The sequence below is a fragment of the Fluviicola sp. genome (assembly GCF_039596395.1).
Taxonomy (GTDB): domain Bacteria; phylum Bacteroidota; class Bacteroidia; order Flavobacteriales_D; family Crocinitomicaceae; genus Fluviicola.
The window spans coordinates 729,883-747,295 of record NZ_JBCNJT010000002.1 but is presented as its reverse complement, the minus strand read 5'-3'; the positions used below and the strand labels follow the sequence as shown (position 1 = coordinate 747,295).

The window sequence follows — 17,413 nt, the reverse complement described above, 5'->3', positions numbered from 1 at the left end:
CATGGAAACAAACTGGAACAAATTGATTGAGCGTTATCTGAATAACGAACTTTCAGCAGAAGGAAAAGCAGCTTTTGAAACGGAATTGAACCAAAATCCGGAACTGCAAAAGGAATTTGAATTACACCAATTAACCCGTGAACTGATCGGGCGGCATTCGTTGCGCACCCTGGTAAAAGAATCCGGGAAGTGGTTCCACCTGAAGAAAATACTGATCAATAGCGGCCTTGCGATCGTGATTGCCGGAGCTTTAGCTACAGCGGTTTATGTTGCTATGACATGGAAAAAAGGTGGGGCCGAAAAGAACAGTGAACCCGAACAAATCGAGCAATCCATGTTGGAAAAACTGGAGAAAAACCTGGCTTTTGAGAACATCGACCCGGAATATTTTCAGTTTACCGGCAAATCGGATGTTTTTTTGTCTGAAAGCGGCGTATTGCTGAGCTTAACCGGTGAATCATTCTTACTCGACGGAAAAGCTTACAAGGGCGAAGCAATCGTGCAGTGGCAGGAAGCACAACAAGCATCTGACATTGTGAAAGCCGGATTGAGTACCAAATCGGGAGATCGCCTGCTGGAAACGCAAGGCATGTTCAGCCTGAACGCTTTTACACCCGAAGGCAAAAAACTGCAATTAACAGACAAAGGTGTATACGTCCAGGTTCCGGTCGGCGAACTGAAAAAAGACATGAAACTCTTCACCGGCGTTCCGGGAAAAGATGGGAAAATCGATTGGCAGAACCCGGTAGAACTGGAGCGCCTTCCCAAGCCGAAGGACATGTCGGAAATGGACTTATTCCCGCCGCGCTATGAACCGAAATTGAACGAACTGAAGTGGTTTAAGGAAAGGACCAGACGCGATAGCTTGTATTTGAGTTTTGAGGAAACCGCCGCTGTTTCAGATACGATCGCCCGCAGTGAGAATGCTCAAAAACCAGTTGTTTATAACTCCGTAAGAATCGATGAAATTCCGATTGCAGGAAGTTCAAATCAGGAAAAGATAATTTCAGGTACTGTAAAACAACAGACCCAAATTGAGAGCCCGACGGATAAGGTTCATTGGAATTTTTCCGTGGAAAATCTGAAAAACAATGTTGTAAATATAGTTGCAACGGTAAACCTGGAAGACAACTGGATGATCGGGATTTTAAACAAATCGATCTCACCGTTTACCGTACCAACCCGGTTCACGCTGAATAAAACCCCGGATTTTGAGTTTGTCGGAGAAGTGAAGGATTTAAGTTCGGTTGAGGATCTAAGTCCTGATGCTGGTGGAATGAATTCGGAAAGCGCAAAAAAATACAAGGTCCGGAAGTTCTGCAGTGAAATGGCACTTTACGAAAGCAATCGGCTTGTTTTCAAACAGCAAGTGAAACTGGTAAAAAAGGGCACATTCACTATTTCCGGAAAATTTTCCTACCAGGTTTGTAAGGCTCAATCACACTGTTTACCGCCTTATTCAGGTAAGTTTAGCGTGCAGGTAAGTTCCGGTCAGAAATCAGTCACTGACCATATTCCGCCGTCAAAAGTTCTTGCCATCTGGAACAAAAAATTCAACCATACGAATCTGGCAACGCAGGATTTTGAAGACCGTATGAAAGCCATTCATGAAACCTGTGATGAAAAGGTATTTGATATCTATGCAAATAACCTGGACGAATCGTTGTGGAAACTCGATCAGCGCGTAGTAAAGATGGGTTACCCGGAATTCCAGCGCTTTGCGGATCAGAAAGTAGGAGCGATCCGGATGAATGATGCACATCAAAAGAACCTGGAAGAATTTTACGAAAAAGCGGTCAAAACGCTTCGTGAAACCGGGAAGAAAAACCTGCAGGTTGCGCTGAGTAGAGAACGGCACTGGGATCATGAAGTGCAGGATGAACGAAATAAAGAAGTGTTGCGAAAAGGCCTGCGCGAATCTGCCAATTTGAATGAAGAGTACGGATTCAATTTGCGGAATGTATACAAACAGCTGGGCGTTACGGCAGGATTCCAGATGCATAATGGGGGAAGCATTGTCAATATCGATGCTTACGTCAGAGAAGCAACGGTCAATCGTCAGTCAACCGTTATTACCGATCCCGCAACCGGGAAAACGGCTCAAATTACCTACAAACCAATTAGCATAGAAGTGAAGGAAGCGGAACAATACGGCAAACTGTTTCTGTACCTGTTCTCCAAAGAGATCAACAGTTACCAGCGCCTGGATTTCACGGATGGGAAGTTGAATTACAACCTGAACGGCGACATGAATTACAACGCTGCAATAATCGGAATGAACGAAGAAGGCTTCTTCTATTACCAGATCAATGAATTGAAAGCTCAAAAAACGCAAACTGAGCCCGTTGCACTGGAAGAAATCACTGAGAAGGAATTCGACAAACGGATCAATCACCTGAACGATCACCGCGTTGAAAAAGCCATGAGCCTGAAAGATGAATTACAGTGGTTGTTCAAAGAAAAAGCGAATTACGCCGTTCAGAAAAAACGCCGGGAAAATGCCGCATTCCGCGAAAAAATTCGCCCCACGATTTATTCGTGCGAACAAGGAGCAATCCCAGATAGCACATCCGCAATTGTTGAAGAACTCGCCAAGTAATAATACGACAGTAGGGACGCGATGCTTCGCGTCCCTACTGATTTATATCATCGCGTCTCCGCCTGTTTTTTTAATTCCCGCTGCAAGGTCGAAATGCGCTCATCTTTTCCATCGTGTTTCCAGCCGGGTGCTCTGAAAATATAGCCAAGTTTGGCTTTCAAACCGGAAGCTTGTTTCACATCCCGCACCATGTCGCGGAATTCATCGAACACGATGTGGAAAACGTTGTAAGTGCTGATATTGTGAAGGATTCCGTACTCGGTCGTTTTTTGTTCCTCCGCTTTGTAAGTTCCGAACAAATGATCCCAGATCATGAAGATACCGCCGTAGTTTTTGTCGAGGTCTTCGATTTTCCGGGAATGGTGCACGCGGTGATTGGAAGGTGAATTGAAAACCTTGTCGAACCAGCCCAGTTTCCCGATCGCATCCGTATGCGGCCAGAACTGAAAGATCAGGTTGAATTGGTGCATCATGCACATCATGATCGGGTGAAAACCAATCAGGATGAAAGGAATGTACCAGATATCGCGGTAGGCAATTTCAAACCAGCCCTGGCGCAGTGCAATAGCCAAACTCAAATGGGTAGCCGAATGATGGTTTACGTGCCCGGTCCAGAATAGGCGGATCTTATGACTCAAACGATGGTGCCAGTAAAACCCGAAATCCTGCACGATCATTACCAGCAGCCAAAGCCACCAATGGTCCAGCTGCCATTTCCAGGTGAAAAAATCGTTGAAGTTTTCGATGCCGAAAATATCCGTGAGCCGGAAATTGTTGTAAAGCCAGAAGTAAAACGAAAGCGTAATAGCCTTCATCCCAAAATCGAGCAATACCGACCCGATTCCCAAACCGATACTTGATTTCCCGTCTTTGATCATTCCTTTGGTAAACAGCTTGCGGGGAACCTGGTACAGGAATACTTCGCCCAGGATCAGTAGAATAAATCCCGGGATGAAATAAGTAACCGGGTCCGTGAAATCCAGCGGACTGAATAATCCGAGGCCGTTAAAGAAAGCGGAGATTTGTTCTTTCATGGATCAGGAACGTTTGGCGGAAATCATTCCGTAGACTAAAGAAAGCTGTGCGAAAACGTAAGTAGTCATGACCACTTGTTCCAGAATAGCCGAAGAACTCACAAACAGGTTGAATGCCAGAAGAGAATCGGAAATAACGAACAAAAGTGCCCCGGAAATGAGCATGTTATTCCTGGTGCGAAGGCTGAACCAAGCCATCGTCGAAATAGTTATTCCGTAAACAATTACCGGGATCTCCATCTCTTTCAAATACGGGTGGAGGAAATAGAGCAGCAATCCGAGATACAGCAGGATAAACGGCAAAGAGGCGAGCATTTTGGATTCGCGGAGTTTTACAAAGCTCAGAATATATAGGATATGCGCAACCAGGAAGCAGCCCAATCCTGGAAGAAACGCCCATTTAAACAGTAGAAAGGTATCTCCCAGGAAACTGAAGATCAACCCGGAAAGGAAATAAGGATTGATTCCAGTTGCTTTTTGCCGCACTCCAGAAAAATAGATTGCAAGGATCACCGGCACTAAAAGCGGCTTGGTGAAGAACCGCAGTTCATTTCCGTTCTCAAAACCAATCAGGACCAAATCCGCTACGAAGAGGATTCCCAAAAAACCGATCAGGATTTTGTTTGCCATAAGAAGGAAGTTTTTCCCTCACAATGTAGGAATAATCCATCATCCTTCATCACTTCCAAACATTAATAACCGGAAACGATTGTTGGGCATTTTAACGAAATTTAGGGTTGTTACTGAAAATCCTTCAGTCAATTAATGTAAATTTTCAGGTACCATTCGCATAAATTTTGTTTTTCAGAATGAATTGCACCGGAAGAATGATTTGTAACAAAAAAGAAAGATTATGAAACTGAACATTGGTATTAGCGACAAAGATTTAAAAGGAATCCACCAACTTTTAAACGCCGTATTGGCAGATGGCAATATTTTATACATCAAACTGCGAAAATTCCACTGGAATTTATCGGGGGATAATTTCATGGAACTACACCAGCTTTTTGAAGCGCAATATAACGACGTCGCATTAGCGATTGATGAAGTAGCAGAACGCATCAGTACGCTGGGTGGAGTGGCGATCGGGACAACTTCCGAGTTTGCTGCGACATCCAATCTGAAAGAAACACCCGGAAAAGTTCCGGATATCCAGGGAATGCTGAAAGAATTGGTCAGCGACCACGAAACCATTGTGCGGGCTTTGCGCCAGGGCATCGATGATGCAGAAGAAAAATACAACGATGTGGGAACAGCCGATTTTTTAACCGGGTTAATTCAGAACCACGAAAAAATGGCCTGGAAACTCCGCAAATATTTTAAGGATTGATAATAATCATGTAGGGACGCGATGCTTCGCGTCCCTACATGGATTGCACGATGAAAAATAACCGTATGGAAAAGAAAAACGTGGGATGATTTATCATCCCACGTTCCATTTATAAGTTCTTAAAAGAATTAAACCACAATATTCACGATTCGCCCGGGAACCACAATGATTTTATTCGGGGTTTTCCCTTCCAGCCATTTTTGTGCTTCTGGCATTGCAAGTACTGCTTCTTCCACTTCTTTGGCAGAGAAAGCTGTAGGCAAATCTACTTTCATGCGCATCTTCCCGTTGAAAGAAACCGGGTAAGAAACGTTTGCTTCCACCAGCATTTCCGGGTTGAATTTCGGGAATGGAGCCGTGGAAACCGTTCCTGCGGCATTGCCCAACGCTTCCGACCACAATTCTTCTGCGGCATGCGGGGCGTAAGGAGCCAACAGGATCACCACTTGTTCCAATACCTCTTTCGAATGGCATTTTTGTTCCGTCAGTTCGTTCACACAAATCATCAGGTTCGAAACATTCGTATTGAACGAGAAACGCTCCAGGTCTTCTTCTACCTTCTTGATCGTCTTGTGAAGCGTTTTCAACGATTCTTTGCCCGCAGCTTCATTCGTTACGATCACTTTTCCGTTCTCGTAGAACAAACGCCACAATTTGCGCAGGAAGTTATGCACTCCTGAAATTCCTTTCGTATCCCACGGCTTTGTTTGCTCCAGCGGACCTAAGAACATTTCGTACATGCGTAGCGTATCTGCTCCGAATTTTTCGCACAGATCGTCAGGAGTCACCACGTTGAACCAACGTTTAGACATTTTGTCGACTTCCCGTTTTACAATGATTTTTCCGTTTGCATTCGGAACAAGTTCGATGTTTTCAAATTGCGGCTGCCACTTTCTTAACTCCTCAATTTTAATGCTTTCGTCATCATTAATAAGGTCAATCAGAATGCGTACTTCACGAAAATCAGAAGTATCTTTTTCGATATCGTCATAGGAATAAAGTTTTTCATCCGGTCCGATATAAGCAATGGCGGATTTCCCCAAAATCATCCCCTGGTTGATCATCTTCTTAAACGGCTCGTCGAAGGAAATGAATCCCATGTCGTACAGGAATTTGCACCAGAAACGCGAATACAACAAGTGGCCGGTTGCGTGCTCCGAACCTCCGATGTACAGATCCACCTGGTTCCAGTAATCCGCTTTTGCTTTCGAAACGAACTCCTGCTCGTTGTGCGGGTCCATGTAGCGCAGGAAGTAGAAGGAACTTCCGGCCCAACCCGGCATGGTGTTGAATTCCATGCGGTCGCCCTCGGAGTATTTCCACGCACTTTTTTCGGCACGCGCCAATGGCGGTTCACCGTCTTCTGTCGGTAAATACTTGTCCACCTCCGGCAATTCGATCGGCAAATGAGCATCGTCAACCAAATAAGGAATCTCGTTTTTATAATAAACCGGGAAAGGCTCGCCCCAATAGCGCTGACGGGAGAAAATCGCGTCGCGCAGTCGGTAATTCGTTTTTCCTTTTCCAAGTCCTTGTTCTTCAATTTTTGCAATCGCTACCGACATGGCTTTTTTGATCGGCAATCCGCTCAGGAAATCCGAATTGGCGATCGTTCCTTCTTTTTCGGCATAAGCTGCTTCGGAAATATCCACGTTCTCAAAAATGTTTTTGATTGGAATATTGAAATGTTTCGCAAAATCCCAATCACGCTGATCCCCGCAAGGAACGGCCATAACAGCACCGGTTCCGTAGGAAGCCAATACGTAGTCACCGATCCAAACCGGGATTTTCTCCCCGGAGAACGGATGAATGGCATAAGCTCCGGTAAATTGCCCGGTAATGTTTTTCACATCGGCCTGTCTGTCGCGTTCGGATTTCAAAGAAGCAGCCGTTTTGTAGGCATCAATGGCGTCTTTGAACTCAGCGGTTGTGATCTCATCCACCAGGGGATGTTCCGGCGCCAGCACCATGAACGAAACTCCAAAGATCGTGTCAGGACGGGTAGTAAATACTTCGATGGAATGACCGGAGTCTTCTCCCCCTTTGAAGGGGGACAAAGGGGGATGGCTTCCCTCTAACGCAAAGCGAACGGAAGCCCCAACCGATTTCCCGATCCAGTTGCGCTGCATGTCTTTGATCGCGTCTGTCCAGTCAACTGTTTCCAAACCGGTCAATAAACGCTCCGCATATGCTTTGATTCGCATCGACCACTGGCGCATCAGTTTTTGTTCCACCGGATGCCCTCCGCGCTCGGAAAGCCCGTTGATCACTTCGTCGTTGGCAAGTACTGTTCCCAAAGCCGGACACCAGTTTACCCAGGAATCAGCCAGGTAAGCCAAACGGTATTCCATCAGGATATCCGATTGCTCTTTTTCGGAGTAATTTTTCCATGCTTCAGCAGTAAAGGTGTTTGCAAATTCGCTAACAGCGTTCACGCCTGCATTTCCATTCTTTTCAAATTCCGCAATCAGTGAATCGATGGATTCCGCCTTGTCTGTTTTCGTATTGTACCACGAATTGAAGATCTGTTTGAAGATCCACTGCGTCCATTTGTAATATTCCGGAGATGAGGTACGAACCTCTCTGTCCCAGTCAAATGAAAACCCGATTTTATCCAATTGATCGCGGTAACGCACAATGTTTTGTTCCGTGGTAATTGCAGGATGCTGACCCGTTTGGATCGCATACTGTTCCGCCGGAAGACCGAATGAATCGTATCCCATCGGGTGCAGCACATTGTAGCCTCTCAGGCGTTTGTAACGCGCATAGATATCCGATGCAATGTAACCGAGCGGGTGGCCAACGTGTAAACCTGCCCCGGATGGATACGGGAACATATCCAATACGTAGTATTTGGGTTTTACAGAGTTGTCCTCAGCGGCAAATGTTTTATGATCTGCCCAATATTTGCGCCATTTGCGCTCGATTTCATTAAAATTGTATTCCATGCTTTCGCGTCTCTTAAAGTGTGGGAAGCGCCTGTGCCAGAGCTTAAACGCCGGCACAAAGATACCAAAATAGAGGCATTTACCGCCATTCACACATTTTTATCCGCATGAAAAAAGAAGGGAGTGTAACCAATTCATTTTTTGGTGTTATATTGCTAAAAATCAAAGCTTATGATTCTCCGTATTTTCCCCGCTCTTATTGCAGCAAGTTTCCTTTTGGGAACTGCAGGTTCAGTAAATGCTGCTGAACAGGTAACCAATCAAAGCAAATCTGCTTTGGAAATGAAGGCTTCTTCATTGGGTAAGAAAAAAGATTTCAGACCGAGAAAACCGAAGAAATCAAAGCCGAAAAAGCGCCATTGCGACGCATATTAACAGCCAAAAAAATAAAGATAGTTTAATAACAAAGGGGTTCTTTTTTGTGATCTGTCACGGAAGAGAACCTTTTCTATTTGAAAAAAACTATTTTTAGTCCATGTATCGCTTCATTCTGTCCTTTTCAATCGGGTTTGTTTGTCTTCTTGGCATTTCAAAGACGGCCCTTGCAGGTAATGCGGATGAATCGAGCTACCGGAAAGCCTACCTGACGGAAAAAAACGGAACCAAGAAATTCTGGCGCCAGGTAGCCCTGGGTAAATACTACCAGTTAAACAACGTTCAAAAGGCCGATTCCATTCGCTATGCGATCATCGATGCGAGCCGTGTGGAATCTGATTCTGCCAAATTACAGGCATTGATCTTCGACCTTCGGGTGGAAGCCCTGCTGGGGAATAAAACGGCATACTATGCTAAAATTCTCCAGTTACAACCCTATTTGTCGCGCACGGATTCCAAGTTGAACCAGGTTCATATTTTTCATTTACTGGCAGAATACCACATTGCTTTTCGTGAGTTTGAGCAGGCAGATATTTACCTGACGGAAGCGCTCCGTTTTTCAAAACGGGTGAGAAGTTATGCACTGATTGCAGAAACGAACCGCTTGCTGGCGAAACTGAATATGGAGCAGAACAAACGCGATGCTTCCCTGGAATTCGCTGAAATGTCCATTCAATATGCGCGCCGCTCAACCGATAAATCCCTGATGGCGAAATGCGTGAACATGCAGTCGGCTATCTACAATTTCTTCGGGCAGGTCGAATTATCCGTTTCCAAGAACTTCATTGCACTTCAATTGGCCAAGCAGGCAAACGATTATCCGCAGATTGCCCAATACCAGCGTGAGATCGGGGAATCTCAGTACCAGATCTTCAACTTCGACAACGCCAACAATTTCTTCATGCAATCGCGTGAAACGGCTTTAAAAATCCAGGATTACCGCCTGGCCGGATTAGCCGATACAGACATCGGTTTGGTGAAACTGGCCAAAAAAGAATACGAAGAAGCCATTGCAGACCTTAAAAGGGTCGTTCACACGCTTCAGGCTTACAACGACCAGGACGGATTGGGACTGGCGCATAAGTACCTGGGAAATGCATTTAACGAACAAAAGAAGTATGACGAAGCATTGCGCTACTACAACATGGCGCTGGTTTACTTTGAGTCCGCATCCAATCGTTCAGAAATTGCTTCTGTGTACCACCTGGTCGGGACCGTTTTTGCCGAACAGGGAAAGTATAAGAACGCCCTGAATTACCTGAACCGGTCCATTGATATCCGTTCGCAGTACGGTTACATCGGGGGAATTTATCCTTCCTACAAGGAAATTGCAGACGTTTACAAGAAGACCGGCAACATGAAACTGGCCTACGAATACCTGGACATGTACTCGGATTATTCGGACAGTGCGCGGATTGTGGAAGTAAGCGCGAAAATTGCCGAATTATCGGAATTGTACCGTTCCGAACAGCGTGAACGTTTGATTGCCATTCAGGCAGATTCCATTGAATTGCAGCGAAAGGAAAAGGAAAACACCGAATTGCGGAATATCTTCCAGATGTACATCATCATCGGGTTCATCATCTTGCTGGCCCTGGGAGCGTTTATCATTTACAACCGCTGGAAACAGCGAAACATCCGTCAGTTGCAGCGCGAAGCAGAAATGAACCAGACCCTGCTGCGTTCACAAATGAACCCGCATTTCGTCTTCAATGCGATGTCTGTGATTCAGAGTTACATTTACGAGAACGATACCAAAAACTCCACGAAATTCCTGATCAATTTCTCCAAACTCATGCGGCTGATCCTGGAAAATTCCTCCAAGGAGTTTATTCCGCTGACAACCGAGATCGACATTTTGAACAAGTACCTGGAAACACAAAAATTGCGTTTCGGAGACCGCTTTGAGTACGAAGTCAGCGTGAACCAGCAATTACTGGATGAAGAAACCGTGATTCCACCGATGATTACACAGCCCTTTATTGAGAATGCTATCGAGCACGGACAGCTGCATACGATCGAAGGAGGATTTATCCACGTACGCTTTACCAAAGACGAGGAAATGCTCCACGTGATGATCGAGGACAACGGGATCGGCAGAAAAGGGTCGAAAAACAATAAGAAAAGCGCCGAACACAAAAGTATGGCGATGAAAATCACTCAGGACCGCATCAACAACCTGAGTTATAAGTACAAAATCCTTGGTCGCATGGAAATGGAAGATTACGACAAGGAACTGGAAACCGGAACGCTGGTGAATATCTATTTGCCGTATAGAACGGATGGAGCGAACGGATGAAACTTCGATCCGCCGGGACTGACTCGGTTTCCTTAAAATTCATTGATTTGTCAAGTAACTGAACCCCTGATTTTCGGGGAAGACACATTTTATAATAAACCGCTTCTCTGAACGTTTAATAGGTATTAATGTTTATCTTTCGGCACAAATCCAACAAACCATGAAAAAAGTATTAATCATTGATGATGAGCAGCGAACGCGTGAATTGATCGCTAAAATGATCGAATCATTTGACCTGGATATTCAAACATTCCCGGTTGGCGAGAACGTACAATCTGGATTAGCTGCCATCAAAGAAATTGAACCGGATTTGGTATTTCTTGACATTCAGATGCCGGACGGTACGGGGTTTGATTTACTGAAATCATTACCGGAAAAAAACTTCGAAGTCATATTCATTACAGCGCATGAAGAATTCGCTATCAAAGCCATCAAGTTCTCGGCGCTCGATTATATCCTGAAGCCGGTCGACCCGGAAGAATTGAAAGCCGCGCTGGAGCGTGCCCTTGAATCAATGAAAGAAGCAGATGCCAGACAGGAACCGCAGTTTGAAGCTTTACAAAACAACATCCAGCCGAATCAAAAACGCAGATTGGTACTGAAAACACAGGAAAGTGTTCACGTAGTAGACCTGGACCACATTATCCGTTGCGAGGCAGACCGGAATTACACCTCTTTCTTCCTGACGGAGGGAAAGAAAATTTTGGTTTCCAGAACACTGAAAGATTACGAAACATTGTTGTCCGGACACAACTTTTTGCGTGTGCAGCAATCGCATTTGATCAACCTCAATTTTGTGGATCGTTACGACAAGGGAAACGGTGGTGCAGTGGTCATGAAAGACGGATCGGAGGTACCTTTATCACCTGCAAAACGCGATATTTTCTTCCAGATCCTGGAAAGCTTATAAGGCCTGTTAAATTAGTTCTGCCAAATATTCATTCAAATCCGGTGTTTATTCATTAGAGGATTTCTATTTATAGTACATAGCTATCTTAGAAGAGGAAATAAGGAGAATGGAATCAGGTTGTTTTCTATGTTAGGTTGAAGTTGAAACGGAAAAACACTGCAATGGAGAGGCAGTTTTTTCATTTTCTAGTTTTATTGAAGAGTATACAGTTCTATCTCCGTCAAAGACTTGACCGATTTAAAAACTTAGAAACAACCTGATTTTCATTAAAGTTGATTGTTCACACGCGACATACAAACTAAAACACTACTAAACGGATTAGAGACTCATGTATTCATGGGTCTTTTTTGTTGAAAAGTATTAAACATTTCGTCGTTTAAATGTTTTTTTATAAGTTTAGTCGAAAACTCAGTTTTCAATTCATCAATTCATTTAATTTTGCTCAAAAATGGAAATGGACACAACTAATTTCGTTCAAATTGAAAAAGAAGAGGTGGCAGGTTTGCATTTTCCGAAGGAAGAAATTTTGGAAGATACGGATTTGATCGCGAAGCGAAAAGCAGATGTTAACCGCGCGATTTCTCTTGGTAATTTGGAACATTATAAAGTAAAGATTTATTTTGCAGACGATAGTGGGGAGAAGGTTGTGAACACAACTATCTGGGCAGTAACAGATGTTGCAATTGTTTTAAAACAACACGTTCTTATTCCAACACATCGTATCATCAAACTAGAAATATAATAACAGCATGTCGAAAAAAAAGTCAATCATTAGCTATGATAAGCTGAGTATCGATCAGAAGAAACAATTATTAATCGCATTCCCGGAAGGATTTTCCGGAAACACTACAAAAATGACCAATCCGATCACCGGTGAAGTGTTCGATTCATTGTTGTGGGAAACTGAAGAGATCATTTACCTGGTGAAACTTCCGAAGGTGACTTTAAAATCTCCTTCTGTAGATGATGACGATGATGATGAGTTCGAAGATGATTTCGATTCAGCAGATGCAAAAGGAGATGATGACGATGTTTCTGACGATGACGACGATGATGATTCTTACGATGATGCTCCGGCTGATGAAGACGATGATGAAGACGAAGACTAAGGTCTATTAAAATATGAATTCATGCCCCGGTTCCGTAACTACGGGATCGGGGTTTTTTAATGCGATGGAAGAAGAACAACTAACAACGCCTGCTCCCGGAAAACAAACGGAAGAGGACAAGGCCCTGAAGCGGAAGAAATGGCTGAAACGCGCCGGATTAGCCGGGTTCTTATTCTTCCTGATCAAAGGACTGGTTTGGATCGCGGTTGCTTTGTTTGCCTGGAAAGGCTGCAGCTGAGTTTACCTTTTCAATTCCCGCACATTGGGTAAAAAGATCTGCATGTTCCGTTATTTTACCTTGACAATACTGGCTGTTATTTTCAGCATCACCGCTACCTATTCGCAGGATACGGCTTCCGTTTATTTTAAAGTGGGAAGCCACAAACTATCTGACTGGTCCCAAAAAGTCCTTCAAAAAACGTTTGCAGACCTGGATTATACGGATCTGGAGCACATTGCCTTTATCGGTTATTCGGATAGTACCGGGAAGATTGATTCCAATCAGAAATTGTCTGAAAGAAGGGCAAAAGCCGTTTTAAAATTCAGCGAACGGTTCATGGAAAGCAAAATTCCCACGGATATTCAATCGAAAGGAGAAATACCACGGATTGTAGACAGCCTGAGCCGTCGTGTAGATGTGGTTTTCCATTACCGCTCTTCGGATGATTGGGATCAAAATCAAAACAAGGACACGCTGGTAATCGTACCGAAAGACCCGCGCTGTTTTTTTATCGATGAACACATAGAGGCTTTTGGCCATGTCACGGTCAGAACACATAAGAAAAAACAGGTTGTTTACCTGGAATTACTGAATGAAAAAGAATTCTCACAACGGAAATATTACTATGTAAAGAACCCTTCCAAATCCACTGCGGTTGCCCAGCGCGTGAACTTTAAGTTGGAAACGACGGGAATGCTTTGGTGGCGCGAAAAGCGTCTTACCGCAACCATTCCACTGGATAGTTATAAGCAATACGGGTTGTTTTACCTGGAAGAGCCTCCATGCAACGGCTGCAAGGAACAATTGTTCAAAAAGGATACGGTTGTTTTTACAAAAACAGCGATTCTGAATGATTATTTCATCATGAGTGTTACACAGTTCAAAAGCAAATTCTTTCGTCCGAATGTTGTGAAAGTCCGGGCACCGAAGGAGTACATTCTCGAAGGAACGTCGTATTACGCAGTTAAAGATTACGGGTATGAAATCAAGAACGAACAATTGGAATGGAAAGAAAAGCGCGGGAAGAAGAAAGAGGATTACCTGTTTTCGGAAATTCACATGAAAGGTGTTCGAATGGCTTCCATCGCCCGCCCGCAGCGAATGTCTTACTGCCCGGATAAAAATACCTGGCCGGATAGGACTGGCGGTGGTTATTATTCCTGGGGTTGCGGCAATTATGGAGGACGGCTTTCTTTTCCCGGTTCTATGACTTTTTTAGCGGGAATACATGCCTTTTACCACAACGATACCGTTACAGCGTTTGTTTCTGTAGGATTGGGCTATGAATTGGGGCGGAATGAACTTGCCTTAAACATCGGCCTTAATCATCATCCGGGATTGTATTATTCGGCACATTATCACGTGAATTTTCTGGATTTCACCACGATGACCAACCGCATGCTGGACCCGTGGCAAAAATTGAATAACAGTCAGTTCACCACACGGATTAAAGGATATGTCGGGCCGGAATTTCGATCCAGTTATAACCAAAAATACCGCTCTTTTTCCGAACTGAACCTGCATCTTGGTTTTTCAGTGGCGTGGCAAAACGGGTTGAATTATTATGTCCAGGGAGGAATTGCCCGCGATTTATCGGGCCGGATCAATAATGGGTTTTATCCTTACATCCAGGCGGGGTTGCGGTTTATGATTAAACTTTGAAGATTATTTGCTATTCCCAAGGGTTTTTATGCTTTGATTTTCAATCAGCGATTTCATTTGCGTGATAGCGATTCTGTTCAGCTGAATCAATCTTTCACTTTGTGGCATAACCTGAGCAATAAGCATGGAATTGATACTTTCGAGATTAGAAAGGACAACTAATTGCTGAATGGTAGCGTGATCCCTGATATTTCCTTTTACATCCGGATTTGAATCCCGCCATTGTTTGGCGGTCATCCCAAAAAGCGCCATATTCAATACATCTGCTTCAGTTGCATAGATTAGGGAAGTTTGATTCTTGTTTAATTCCAATGGGATGAGGTTTTCCTTGATAGCATCCGTATGGATCTTGTAATTGACCTTTGCCAACATTCGTTGAAAACTCCAATCCAGATTTAGACGATTGTTTTCCTCTGTTTGTAAACGTTTATATTCCTTAATTAAGTATACCTTAAACTCGGCGCTGATCCACATACCAAATTCAAATGCTATATCTATATGAGCATAAGTTCCTCCGTATCTGCCTGCAGTTGCTTTTAATCCAATAGCATTTGTTTTCTCAACCCATTCTTTCACACTGATTTTATAGCTGTTTAAACCGGCCTGACTTTTAATTATGGCGAATTCGCCATAATTAAAAGTTGGATTATTTATCGATTCCCAAACACCCAAAAACTCAACTGTATTTCTATTACGTAACCAATCAGAAATGAAAAACTCACCATCCTTTGCTTTGAGCATATCGGTTAATGAGATATAATCTTCCGAATTGCTTTTATAAATAGTTATGGGTGTACCCTGAACTTCAATTTTTTGATTTTTCATTATTTGATATAGTAGTAATAGTTTCCATGATAAAATGAGAGTCTCTTAGATTAAGTTAGGAAATATTATCGCTTGAAAAAAGTGTTTTTTCGAAAAAGACAATTCCCAAATTCGACTGTTTCCATCCGCCGGGGTGGAACGAACAGATTGGAGGCTTATTCACGATTATCTTTTAATAAAACACACGCCTTATATGTTTGATTTTCATCGGACTAAAGAAATGAATTGAATTATTACATATAAGTAGGGGCGAAAAATTTTTCGCCCCTACCACTATTTTTAAACCCGTCGGGTTTTATTTAATCATTCAATTTCAATACCGCCATGAATGCTTCCTGCGGAACTTCAACTTTTCCTACCTGGCGCATGCGTTTCTTTCCTTCTTTCTGTTTTTCCAATAATTTACGCTTACGGGAAATATCACCACCGTAACATTTTGCAGTTACATCCTTACGCAAAGCCTTGATCGTTTCACGTGCGATGATTTTCGCACCGATAGCTGCCTGGATCGGAATTTCGAATTGCTGTCTTGGGATCAGTTCCTTCAGCTTCACACAGATTTTCTTCCCAAGGTCGTAAGCATTGCTACGGTGAACCAATGCAGAAAGTGCATCCAGCTGTTCTCCGTTCAGCAACATGTCCATGCGGATCAAATCAGATTCCTTATAACCGATCGGGTGGTAATCGAAAGAGGCATAACCGCGGGAAACAGATTTCAAACGGTCGTAGAAGTCAAATACGATTTCTGCCAAAGGCATTTCGAACGTTAATTCAACGCGGTCCTGTGTCAAATAAACCTGGTTTCTCAATTCACCGCGTTTTTCAATACACAACGTCATGATCTGACCGATGTATTCGCTTTTCGTGATTACCTGCGCTTTAATATATGGTTCTTCAATGCGGTCAATCGTAGACGGGTCCGGCAATTCGGACGGGTTATTCACCGTAAAGCGGTCATCCGGATTTTTAGTTGTGTAACAGTAGTACGATACGTTCGGTACCGTTGTAATCACGGTCATATTGAACTCGCGCTCCAAACGTTCCTGGATGATTTCCATGTGCAGCATTCCCAGGAATCCGCAACGGAAACCGAAACCAAGTGCAGCGGAAGATTCCGGTTCGAAAACCAGCGAGGAATCGTTCAACTGTAATTTCTCCATGGAATAGCGCAATTCTTCGTATTCGTCTGTTTCTACCGGGTAGATTCCGGCAAATACCATCGGTTTAACGTCCTCAAATCCTTTGATAGCTTCCGTAGTCGGATTGGATGCCAGCGTAATCGTATCTCCTACTTTTACTTCTTTGGCAGTCTTGATCCCTGAAATGATGTATCCCACATCACCCGCACGAACTTCATTTTTCGGGCTCAGGTCCATTTTCAGGATGCCGACTTCATCTGCATTGTAATCCTTCCCGGTATTCAGGAAACGTACTTTATCTCCTTTTTTGATCACCCCGTTTTTCACGCGGTAGTAAGCAATGATTCCCCGGAATGAATTGAAAACCGAGTCAAAGATCATGGCCTGAAGCGGTGCATTCTCGTCTCCTGTCGGGGCAGGAATGCGCTCGATAATAGCTCTTAAAATATCTTCTACACCCAAACCGGTTTTCCCCGAAGCAGGGATAACATCACTTGGGTCACAACCGATCAGATCAACAATTTGGTCCGTTACTTCTTCCGGCATGGCACCCGGAAGGTCCATTTTATTCAGGATCGGGATAATCTCCAAATCGTGCTCCAAAGCCAGGTACAGGTTGGAAATAGTTTGTGCTTCAATTCCCTGGGAAGCATCTACGATCAGTAAAGCTCCTTCACACGCCGCAATGGAACGGGAAACCTCGTAAGAGAAATCCACGTGTCCGGGTGTGTCGATCAGGTTCAAAACATATTCCTGCCCTTCAAACTTATAATTCATTTGAATGGCGTGCGATTTAATGGTAATACCGCGTTCACGTTCCAGGTCCATATCGTCGAGTGCCTGAGCCTGCATTTCACGATCTGAAATAGTCCCTGTTGTTTGCAACAAACGATCTGCTAAAGTACTCTTACCATGATCGATGTGCGCGATAATACAAAAATTGCGGATATGCTTCATGGCGCA

Annotated in this window: 14 protein-coding genes; 9 read left to right on the top strand and 5 right to left on the bottom strand. The window is 43.8% G+C overall.

What is annotated here, in order from left to right; all coding sequences use genetic code 11:
• The first annotated feature begins 1 nt into the window (after position 1).
• A complete protein-coding gene (locus ABDW02_RS12135; RefSeq protein WP_343634823.1) occupies positions 2–2,599 on the top strand; it encodes a hypothetical protein in 2,598 nt (865 codons plus the stop codon).
• Between the two features lie 47 nt (positions 2,600–2,646).
• Here the strand turns inward: ABDW02_RS12135 and ABDW02_RS12130 are convergent, their stop codons facing one another.
• Together ABDW02_RS12130 and ABDW02_RS12125 are read right to left on the bottom strand one after the other, a co-directional pair.
• A complete protein-coding gene (locus ABDW02_RS12130) occupies positions 2,647–3,633 on the bottom strand; it encodes a sterol desaturase family protein (protein ID WP_343634822.1) in 987 nt (328 codons plus the stop codon).
• A gap of 3 nt (positions 3,634–3,636) precedes the next feature.
• The gene (locus ABDW02_RS12125) at positions 3,637–4,263 is read right to left on the bottom strand and encodes a lysoplasmalogenase (RefSeq protein ID WP_343634821.1); all 627 of its coding nucleotides are present in this window, start codon (positions 4,261–4,263) and stop codon (positions 3,637–3,639) included.
• A 223-nt stretch (positions 4,264–4,486) separates the two neighbouring features.
• Between ABDW02_RS12125 and ABDW02_RS12120 the strand changes: the two genes are divergently transcribed.
• On the top strand, positions 4,487–4,963 hold the full coding sequence (locus ABDW02_RS12120; protein ID WP_343634820.1) for a DNA starvation/stationary phase protection protein: 477 nt from the start codon (positions 4,487–4,489) through the stop codon (positions 4,961–4,963).
• Positions 4,964–5,091: 128 nt separating this feature from the next.
• On the opposite strand, the gene leuS is transcribed toward ABDW02_RS12120, so the two are convergent.
• Positions 5,092–7,911: a leucine--tRNA ligase gene (gene leuS, locus ABDW02_RS12115; RefSeq protein ID WP_343634819.1), complete on the bottom strand. Its 2,820-nt coding sequence runs from the start codon at positions 7,909–7,911 to the stop codon at positions 5,092–5,094.
• A 171-nt stretch (positions 7,912–8,082) separates the two neighbouring features.
• Here leuS and ABDW02_RS12110 point away from each other — a divergent pair, with 171 nt between their 5' ends.
• The 7 genes from ABDW02_RS12110 to ABDW02_RS12080 all read left to right on the top strand — a co-directional run bounded on the left by ABDW02_RS12110 (position 8,083) and on the right by ABDW02_RS12080 (position 14,486).
• Positions 8,083–8,286 carry a hypothetical protein gene (locus tag ABDW02_RS12110; protein WP_343634818.1) on the top strand — a complete coding sequence of 68 codons (204 nt, stop codon included), beginning with the start codon at positions 8,083–8,085 and terminating at the stop codon, positions 8,284–8,286.
• Between the two features lie 100 nt (positions 8,287–8,386).
• Positions 8,387–10,585 carry a histidine kinase gene (locus tag ABDW02_RS12105; RefSeq protein WP_343634817.1) on the top strand — a complete coding sequence of 733 codons (2,199 nt, stop codon included), beginning with the start codon at positions 8,387–8,389 and terminating at the stop codon, positions 10,583–10,585.
• A 160-nt stretch (positions 10,586–10,745) separates the two neighbouring features.
• Complete coding sequence (locus ABDW02_RS12100; RefSeq protein WP_343634816.1) at positions 10,746–11,495, top strand: LytTR family DNA-binding domain-containing protein; 750 nt, start codon at positions 10,746–10,748, stop codon at positions 11,493–11,495.
• 448 nt (positions 11,496–11,943) lie between these two features.
• Positions 11,944–12,237: a hypothetical protein gene (locus ABDW02_RS12095; RefSeq protein WP_343634815.1), complete on the top strand. Its 294-nt coding sequence runs from the start codon at positions 11,944–11,946 to the stop codon at positions 12,235–12,237.
• A 7-nt stretch (positions 12,238–12,244) separates the two neighbouring features.
• A complete protein-coding gene (locus tag ABDW02_RS12090; protein WP_343634814.1) occupies positions 12,245–12,604 on the top strand; it encodes a hypothetical protein in 360 nt (119 codons plus the stop codon).
• Between the two features lie 13 nt (positions 12,605–12,617).
• The gene (locus ABDW02_RS12085) at positions 12,618–12,842 is read left to right on the top strand and encodes a hypothetical protein (RefSeq protein ID WP_343634813.1); all 225 of its coding nucleotides are present in this window, start codon (positions 12,618–12,620) and stop codon (positions 12,840–12,842) included.
• Between the two features lie 42 nt (positions 12,843–12,884).
• Positions 12,885–14,486 (top strand): OmpA family protein, encoded by a 1,602-nt coding sequence (locus ABDW02_RS12080; protein ID WP_343634812.1) that lies wholly within the window; start codon positions 12,885–12,887, stop codon positions 14,484–14,486.
• A 3-nt stretch (positions 14,487–14,489) separates the two neighbouring features.
• Here ABDW02_RS12080 and ABDW02_RS12075 read toward each other — a convergent pair whose 3' ends face one another.
• Together ABDW02_RS12075 and lepA are read right to left on the bottom strand one after the other, a co-directional pair.
• The gene (locus ABDW02_RS12075; RefSeq protein WP_343634811.1) at positions 14,490–15,311 is read right to left on the bottom strand and encodes a KilA-N domain-containing protein; all 822 of its coding nucleotides are present in this window, start codon (positions 15,309–15,311) and stop codon (positions 14,490–14,492) included.
• A 299-nt stretch (positions 15,312–15,610) separates the two neighbouring features.
• Positions 15,611–17,407 (bottom strand): translation elongation factor 4, encoded by a 1,797-nt coding sequence (gene lepA, locus ABDW02_RS12070; protein ID WP_343634810.1) that lies wholly within the window; start codon positions 17,405–17,407, stop codon positions 15,611–15,613.
• Positions 17,408–17,413: the final 6 nt, after the last annotated feature.

Excerpts from the sequence above, each read along its gene's own strand:
- ABDW02_RS12135 (WP_343634823.1), top strand. The coding sequence starts at position 2 with ATGGAAACAAACTGGAACAAATTGATTGAGCGTTATCTGAATAACGAA.
- ABDW02_RS12130 (WP_343634822.1), bottom strand. The coding sequence starts at position 3,633 with ATGAAAGAACAAATCTCCGCTTTCTTTAACGGCCTCGGATTATTCAGT.
- ABDW02_RS12125 (WP_343634821.1), bottom strand. The coding sequence starts at position 4,263 with ATGGCAAACAAAATCCTGATCGGTTTTTTGGGAATCCTCTTCGTAGCG.
- ABDW02_RS12120 (WP_343634820.1), top strand. The coding sequence starts at position 4,487 with ATGAAACTGAACATTGGTATTAGCGACAAAGATTTAAAAGGAATCCAC.
- leuS (WP_343634819.1), bottom strand. The coding sequence starts at position 7,911 with ATGGAATACAATTTTAATGAAATCGAGCGCAAATGGCGCAAATATTGG.
- ABDW02_RS12110 (WP_343634818.1), top strand. The coding sequence starts at position 8,083 with ATGATTCTCCGTATTTTCCCCGCTCTTATTGCAGCAAGTTTCCTTTTG.
- ABDW02_RS12105 (WP_343634817.1), top strand. The coding sequence starts at position 8,387 with ATGTATCGCTTCATTCTGTCCTTTTCAATCGGGTTTGTTTGTCTTCTT.
- ABDW02_RS12100 (WP_343634816.1), top strand. The coding sequence starts at position 10,746 with ATGAAAAAAGTATTAATCATTGATGATGAGCAGCGAACGCGTGAATTG.
- ABDW02_RS12095 (WP_343634815.1), top strand. The coding sequence starts at position 11,944 with ATGGAAATGGACACAACTAATTTCGTTCAAATTGAAAAAGAAGAGGTG.
- ABDW02_RS12090 (WP_343634814.1), top strand. The coding sequence starts at position 12,245 with ATGTCGAAAAAAAAGTCAATCATTAGCTATGATAAGCTGAGTATCGAT.
- ABDW02_RS12085 (WP_343634813.1), top strand. The coding sequence starts at position 12,618 with ATGAATTCATGCCCCGGTTCCGTAACTACGGGATCGGGGTTTTTTAAT.
- ABDW02_RS12080 (WP_343634812.1), top strand. The coding sequence starts at position 12,885 with ATGTTCCGTTATTTTACCTTGACAATACTGGCTGTTATTTTCAGCATC.
- ABDW02_RS12075 (WP_343634811.1), bottom strand. The coding sequence starts at position 15,311 with ATGAAAAATCAAAAAATTGAAGTTCAGGGTACACCCATAACTATTTAT.
- lepA (WP_343634810.1), bottom strand. The coding sequence starts at position 17,407 with ATGAAGCATATCCGCAATTTTTGTATTATCGCGCACATCGATCATGGT.